Genomic DNA, 5,485 nt, shown 5'->3' with positions numbered 1-5,485 from the left:
TTCTCAACCTGCTCAACGACCTGCAGCGCGACAAGGACACGACCTATCTGTTCATCAGCCACGACCTCAGCGTGGTGCGCTACATGGCCGACAGGATCGGCGTGCTCTATCGCGGACGCCTGGTCGAAACCGGTTCATCCGACCAGATTTTCAAAGGCCCCAACCACCCCTATACGGCCCTGCTGCTGGCCGCTTCTTCCGATGAGGCCGAGCCGAAACTATCCGCTCCAGCCGAGATCGAGGCCACCGGTGTCCCGAACACCGGATGCGCCTTCGCCGATCGCTGCCCCCTGGTCCTGCCCGGCTGCAGAAAGGCAGAACCATCAGCCATGGAGGTTGCGGCTGGCCACCGGATCGCCTGCTGGCGGCACGGCCAGGGTTTTTGAGCGGCTCAACAGCAGTCCGAAGGTCCGCAGCAACTCGGTTTCAGCGGCAGGCAGGTCGTCCGATGCATGGAACCTCTCCGACGGCTGGCGAGGCGGTGCAACATTGTCATAGCGTGCTGATTTGCCGACACTGGAAGCCCGGAGTTCCTGGTGCCCGCGCTGGGCCTGGGTGTTTCCTCGCATACAAATATATTCGTTCATGCTAATATATTGTGGTCATGCACATTCGTTCGTGACGAACATGTGGGAGGATGCAATGAAAACCATAAATCGCAGGTCTGCAATTGCTCTCGGTGTGACGGCTGCCGCGATAACGCCTCTGTTCACCCTGGCGGCGTCCGCGAAGGTCAAGAAATATGGCCCGAAGGAAGGCAAGGAGATTGCGCCCGGTGTCAGGGTGGTTGAGGTCAGCACCGGCGACTCCGACATTCCCGCCTACAAGAGCATCGCAGTCGTCGACGTGGTGTTCCAGCCCGGCGCACACGCGCCTCAGATGGTGATGGACAATGACATGGTCTGCACCATTACTTCAGGCGCATTCACGATCAAGAAAGCCGACAAGGAATTCAAGCTCAAGGAAGGCGACATGTACACCTGCGCCAAGGGCAAGACCGACGAGGCGACGAATACAAGCAAGGAGGTCGGCGTCCATCGTATCGCCGTCCTGATACCTGCCTAGAGCATGATGCCGAAAAGTGTGAAGCGGTTTTCGGACGACATCATACTCTATCTCTTTGATTTAGAGACGGATTCAGATTTCAGCTCGATTCGACCTGAAATCATCCGGCTCTAGCAGACCGGATTCCGGCCGGATGGAAGATCGCACGCCGTCCGGCCGTCGCTCGCGTACAGCCGGATGCTGGCCTCGTCCCGCCAACGCCCTTCAGCAAGAAGATTCCGTCGCTGGTGCCAGCCGGATCGCAGTCGCATGCTCGCTTTCCGTTCAGGCACAGTGCGATACCGGAATTGGCTCTTGAACGGCCAAGTCGGACACGCGTAACATCGCGCCATCTGAATTGAGTCTGCTTTATTAGTCCGGACTACCCTCCGGATTGGTTTGGACATTTCCCTTGAACACGCAAGCAATCGGCGGCGCGCCGGAGCGCGGCAAATCGTTTGCCCATGTGGCGGAAGCCTCCTGGGGCAAGGGCCTCAGCACCTTGCTCCGCATCGTGCGCATGACGCTGCGCCATCCCTGGCAGGTCGCCATCACCATCGTCTCGACCTTTATTGCCGCGACCTTGCAGCTTTTCATTCCCCGCCTGCTGGGCCGCGCCATCGACCAGGCGCAAGGTGTGATGGCCGCGGGTGCCGGCGCTGCCGCGGAACAGGCGCTGTGGAATACGGCGCTGACGCTGCTCGTCGTCTCGATCCTGCGCGGCCTCTTCACAATGGCGCAGAACTACTATGGCGAGGCCGTCGGCCACCGCACCGGCTATGAACTGCGCCTGGCTTTCTACGAGAAGATCCAGCGCCTGAGCTTCGCCTACCACGACAGGGTCCACACCGGCGATCTCATCACGCTCGGCCTGCTCGATCTCGACGGCGTGCGCATGTTCTTTTCCACCGGCATTTTGCGCGTGGTGCTGCTCGGCGTGCTGATCGGCGTCGGCGCCTATCTCCTGGTCAGCACCGATCCCGTGCTCGGGTTGCTCAGTCTGAGCTTCGTGCCGTTCGTCGCCTGGCGGTCCTCGGTCACCCAGCTCAAACTGCGCAGCACCTGGCTGACGTTGCAGGAGCGCCTCTCGGTGCTGAGCCGGGTGATGGATGAGAACCTCGGCGGTATCCGTGTCGTGCGCGCTTTCGCAGCGCAGCGGCATGAGCTGGAAAAATTCGATCGCGCCAAGCGCGATGCACTGGACCTCGCCAATCAGCGCGTCGACATCCGCGTCGCCAACACCAGCGCCATGAATTTCTCGTTCCTGGCCGCCATGGGGCTGGTCCTGTGGTTCGGCGGCCAGAAGGTGATCGCAGGCCAGATCAGCGTCGGCACGCTGGCGCAGTTCCTCACCTTCATGACCATCTTGCAGATGCCGGTGCGCCAGCTCGGGCTGATGGTCAACTCCTTCGCGCGCGCCTCGACCTGCGGCACCCGGCTGTTCGAACTGCTCGACGCCGAGCTCGACATCGAGGACGCGCCCGGCGCCAGGGATCTCGTCGTCAGCGACGGCGTGCTGCGCTTCGACAATGTCGGCTTTCGCTATGAGGGCGCAGGCGGCCGGCCGACGCTGTCCGGCATCTCCTTCGAGGCCCGGTCCGGCGAGACCATCGGCATTGTCGGCCCACCGGGCAGCGGCAAGTCGACCATCGCGCATCTGATCCCGCGTTTCTACGACGTCACTTCGGGTTCGATCACCATCGACGGCCAGGACATTCGTGAGGTGACGCTGAAATCGCTGCGCAAGGCCGTCGGCGTCGTGCAGCAGGACGCGTTCCTGTTCACCACCTCGATCGAGAACAACATCGCCTATGGCAATCCCTGGGCGCGCGAGACCCGCATCGGGCAGGCAGCCGAGTACGCCCAGCTGCACAATTACATCATGGGCCTCCCGGCCGGTTACACCACGGTTGTCGGCGAGCGCGGCGCGTCGCTTTCCGGTGGCCAGCGGCAGCGCCTGACCATTGCGCGGAGCCTGATGCTGCGGCCATCGGTGCTGGTCTTCGACGATTCGACCGCGGCAATAGATGCCGGTACCGAACAGCGCATCCGGGCGGCGATGAAGCGCTTCGCCAGGGACCGCGTCACGCTCATCATCTCGCACCGGCTGAGCTCGCTGATGCATGCCGACCAGATCCTGTTCGTCGAGGGTGGCCGGATCGTCGAGCGCGGCACGCACGAGGAACTGCTGGCGCTCGGTGGCCGCTATCGCGCGCTCTACGATTTGCAGCTGCGGCCGGACGATGAGCGGCCTGTCGTGGCGGGAGCCGCATGATGTCGACACAGGCCGACGACGACAAGGAAGATACCAGCCGCCGGCCGACAAGGGCTGTCGTGGGCTCGCATCGCGACGAGGAAGAAGTCTTCGGCAAGGCCTACGACCCGCGCATCGTCAGGCGCATCTGGAGCTTCGTGAGACCGTATCAGAGCCGGATCTTCATCTCGGTCGCCGCAGTGCTGGTGTTCACGCTGACGCAATTGGCGATCCCGCTGGTCATCCGCTACGCCATCGACCACGGCATGACGGCGGGCAGGCTCGACCAGCCGGTGATGATCGCAGCGATCATCACTTTCGCCGTCATCATCCTGATCAACTATGCCGCCTCCTATGTGCAGGAAAGCGTCGTCGGCAAAGTGGCCGAGAACGTGCTCTCCGACCTGCGCCGGGCCATGTTCAGCCATCTGCAGCGGGTCTCGTTGAGCTTCATGGACAAGACCGAGGTCGGGCGGCTGATGTCGCGCCTGCAGGGCGACGTCAATTCGATGCAGGAATTCCTCGAAACGTCGGTCATGTCGGTGGGCGACATCGTGCTGCTGTTCGGCATCGTCAGCGTGCTTTTGTGGCTGGATTTCCGGCTCGGCCTGCTGACGCTGTCGACCATGCCGGTGCTGTTCATCGTGCGCCTGTTCTGGCTGCCGCGCGCCAAGGTCGCCTTCATGGCCGCGCACGAAACCAACTCGATCGCCAATGGCGCGCTGGCCGAAGGCATCCATGGCGTGCGCACGGTGCAGAGCCTGGAGCGCCAGCACGTCAATTTCGACCTCTATGACGAGAAGGTGCTGGCCAATCTCAATGCCCATCTGACCTCGGCGAAATACGCGCAGGTGATGGTGCCGATCGTCGACACGCTGACCGGCATCGCCATGGCGACCGTCATCGTCGTCGGCGGTTCGATGGTGCTGTCGCACAGCCTCGACATCGGCGTCATGGTGGCGTTCCTGTTCTACATCCAGCGCTTCTTCGACCCGATCCGCTCGCTGACCATGCAATACAGCGTCATGCAGCGCGCCATGGCTTCGGGCCAGCGCATCTCCGAAGTGCTCGACGTGCCGGTCGACGTCAGCGACAGGCAAGGCGCGGTGACGCTGTCGCGCGACATGGACGGCTCGGTCGAGTTCAGGAACGTCACCTTCGGCTATAGGCCGAACCAGCCGGTGCTGAAGAACATCTCCTTTCGCGTCAATCCGGGCGAGACCGTGGCCCTTGTCGGCCCTACCGGATCGGGCAAGTCCAGCTCTATGGCGCTGGTGCACCGCTTTTACGATGTCTGGTCGGGCGAGGTTCTGGTCGGCGGCCATGATGTGCGTGACCTGACCCAGGATTCGCTCGGCGATCAGGTGGCGATGGTGCTGCAGGAGCCGTTCCTGTTCTCCGGCTCGGTGCTGGAAAACATCCGCTACCACAAGACATCAGCCAGCCGCGAGGAGGTGGTGCGCGCCGCACAAGCCGTCGGCGCGCACGATTTCATCGAGAACCTGCCCGATGGCTACGATACCGAACTCGAGCAGCGCGGCGGCAATCTCTCGCTCGGCCAGCGCCAGCTGATCAGCTTTGCGCGTGCACTGGTGGCCGACGCCAAGATCCTGGTGCTCGACGAAGCCACGGCCAGCATCGATTCCTACACCGAGATGCTGATCCAGAAGGCGCTGATCACCCTGCTGGAAGGCCGCACCGGGCTGGTCATCGCCCACCGTCTTGCCACCATCCGCGGCGCCGACCGCATCATCGTGCTGCAGAACGGCGAGATCGTCGAAAGCGGCAACCACGACCAATTGATGGGCCGAAAAGGCCTCTACGCCCGCCTCTACAACATGAACTACGCCTCGTTCGACGACATTTCGGAAGGCGAGCTGGAGTTGGATGCGGCGGTCGGCAAGGCGACGTGATTGGGCCTACCACAGGCGCCTACGCCATTTCGGGGCGTTTTGAACCCTCGCGGATGGCCTTGTGCACGCCGCGCTGCAGATCCATGAATGCAGGGCTTTCCATCACCTCTTCGCGGCGCGGGCGCTCGATATCGACGTTGAAGGTCTGCGTGATGCGTCCCGGGCCGATCCCCATGACGACGATGCGGTCCGACAGATAGACGGCCTCCTCCACATCATGAGTGACAAACAGGACGGTCAACCTGTGTTCCTCCCAGATCTGGGTCAGCAGTTC

4 protein-coding genes and 1 pseudogene are annotated in these 5,485 nt (G+C 62.6%); 4 read left to right on the top strand and 1 reads right to left on the bottom strand.

Going from position 1 to position 5,485, the window contains the following annotated elements:
- From EN893_RS16735 to EN893_RS16715, 4 genes are all read left to right on the top strand, one after another.
- The coding region (locus tag EN893_RS16735) for an ABC transporter ATP-binding protein (RefSeq protein ID WP_164900919.1) at positions 1–386 on the top strand (386 nt) is incomplete at its 5' end.
- A 256-nt stretch (positions 387–642) separates the two neighbouring features.
- Positions 643–1,065, top strand: a complete 423-nt coding sequence (locus EN893_RS16730; RefSeq protein WP_127270176.1) for a hypothetical protein — start codon at positions 643–645, stop codon at positions 1,063–1,065.
- Between the two features lie 391 nt (positions 1,066–1,456).
- Positions 1,457–3,319, top strand: coding sequence for an ABC transporter ATP-binding protein (locus tag EN893_RS16720; RefSeq protein WP_127270175.1), 1,863 nt, complete (start codon positions 1,457–1,459; stop codon positions 3,317–3,319).
- Positions 3,319–5,211 (top strand): ABC transporter ATP-binding protein, encoded by a 1,893-nt coding sequence (locus EN893_RS16715; RefSeq protein WP_127271034.1) that lies wholly within the window; start codon positions 3,319–3,321, stop codon positions 5,209–5,211. Before EN893_RS16720 ends, EN893_RS16715 begins: the two co-directional genes overlap by 1 nt.
- Positions 5,212–5,230: 19 nt before the next feature.
- Here the strand turns inward: EN893_RS16715 and EN893_RS16710 are convergent.
- Positions 5,231–5,485 (bottom strand): annotated as a pseudogene (locus tag EN893_RS16710) (ABC transporter ATP-binding protein); the annotation flags it as partial.

Origin of the sequence: Mesorhizobium sp. M7A.F.Ca.CA.004.04.2.1, from assembly GCF_004022825.1 — a bacterium.
Lineage (GTDB): Bacteria > Pseudomonadota > Alphaproteobacteria > Rhizobiales > Rhizobiaceae > Mesorhizobium.
Note: the sequence above shows the minus strand (reverse complement) of the source record. Positions and strands in the feature narration are given on the sequence as shown.